Origin of the sequence: Burkholderia anthina, from assembly GCF_902498995.1 — a bacterium.
GTDB classification, from domain to species: Bacteria; Pseudomonadota; Gammaproteobacteria; order Burkholderiales; family Burkholderiaceae; genus Burkholderia; species Burkholderia anthina.
In genome coordinates, this window is the sequence record NZ_CABVLY010000058.1 from 1 (window position 1) to 1,520 (window position 1,520).

The 1,520-nt window shown below is 66.6% G+C and carries 2 protein-coding genes; both read left to right on the forward strand.

From position 1 onward, the window contains the following. Window positions 1–136 precede the first annotated feature (136 nt). Window positions 137–1,339 (forward strand): MFS transporter, encoded by a 1,203-nt coding sequence (locus tag BME24068_RS34735; RefSeq protein ID WP_174928801.1) that lies wholly within the window; start codon window positions 137–139, stop codon window positions 1,337–1,339. A gap of 28 nt (window positions 1,340–1,367) precedes the next feature. Continuing rightward, window positions 1,368–1,520 (forward strand): MoaF-related domain-containing protein (locus tag BME24068_RS34740; protein ID WP_478209917.1); only part of this gene is annotated, 153 nt, incomplete at its 3' end.

Consider the following 1,520-nt stretch of genomic DNA (forward strand, 5'->3'; position numbering starts at 1 on the left):
GCAAAGGCCTGGAGTTCGTCGAGCGTAATTTTCATTGTTGATCTGAAATCAAAACAATTTGATTTATAGGCTGGTTTTTCCGCAAAAGTAAAGGCGGCACACTGCGATCCATCCTTACTGGAACCAGGATCCCATCATGCCACTCGCCCTGCTTGCGCTGACCATCAGCGCCTTTGCCATCGGCACGACCGAATTCGTGATCGTCGGGCTGATTCCGACGATCGGCGCCGATCTCGGCGTCAGCCTGCCGTCGGCCGGCCTGCTCGTCAGCCTCTACGCGCTGAGCGTCGCGATCGGCGCGCCGCTCCTCACCGCGCTCACCGGCCGCGTGCCGCGCAAGACGCTGCTCGCCGCGCTGATGGCGCTGTTCACCGTCGGCAACCTCGTCGCCTGGCAGGCGCCGAGCTACGAATCGCTGATCGTCGCGCGCATTCTCACCGGCCTCGCGCACGGCGTGTTCTTCTCGGTCGGCTCGATCATCGCGACCACGCTCGTGCCGAAGGAGAAGGCCGCCAGCGCGATCGCGACGATGTTCAGCGGGATGACCGTTGCGTTCGTCGCCGGCATTCCGCTCGGCACCTTCATCGGCCAGCACTTCGGCTGGCGCGCGACATTCCTGATCGTCGCGCTGTTCGGCCTCGTTGCATTCCTCGGCGCGGTGGTGTTCGTGCCGCGTGGCCTCCCGCAAACACCACCCGCGCCGCTCGCCCGCCAGTTCCGCGTGCTCGCCCAGCCGCGCCTGCTGCTCGTCTACGCGATGACGGCGGTCGGCTACGGCGGCTCGCTGATCGCGTTCACGTACATGGCGCCGCTGCTCGAACAGATCGCCGGCTTCACGCCGTCGCAGGTCAGCCTCGTACTCGTCGGCTACGGCGTGTCGGTCGCGTTCGGCAACGTGTGGGGCGGCAAGCTCGCCGACAGCGTCGGCCCGGTCAAGGCGCTCAAGCGGATCTTCCTGCTGCTCGCGGTCGTGCTGCTCGCGCTGACCTTCACCGTGCACGTGAAGTGGCTCGCGGTGCTGACGATGCTCGCGTGGGGCGCGGTCGCCTTCGGCAACGTGCCCGGCCTGCAGGTGTACGTCGTCAAGCAGGCGCGTCACTTCGCGCCGGACGCCACCGACGTCGCGTCGGGCTTCAACATCGCTGCCTTCAACCTCGGCGTCGCGGGCGGCTCGTCGCTCGGCGGCCTGATCGTCGCGAACGTCGGCCTCGGCCATACGCCGTGGATCGCGGCCGCCGTCACGCTCGGCGCGTTCGCGCTGACCGCACTGAGCGGCCGCCTCGACAGTCGTCAGGGCCTGCCGGCACGCACGGCCGAACCCGTCGAACTCGCACATTGAACGTCACTTTTTGCAGGAGCCAGACAGCATGAACGCATCGACCCGACGCCCGCCGTTCGCCGGCAAGACTTTCGAAGTCCGTTACGACGGCCTCACCGCACTCAACGCGTACGACGAAGACGGCCTCCACATGCGCTACGAGATCACCGAAGGCGCGTACGCGGGTGCCAGGGGCGAAGTC

Bases quoted from the DNA above. Each gene is read 5' to 3' on its own strand.
- BME24068_RS34735 (WP_174928801.1), top strand. From the start codon at position 137: ATGCCACTCGCCCTGCTTGCGCTGACCATCAGCGCCTTTGCCATCGGC.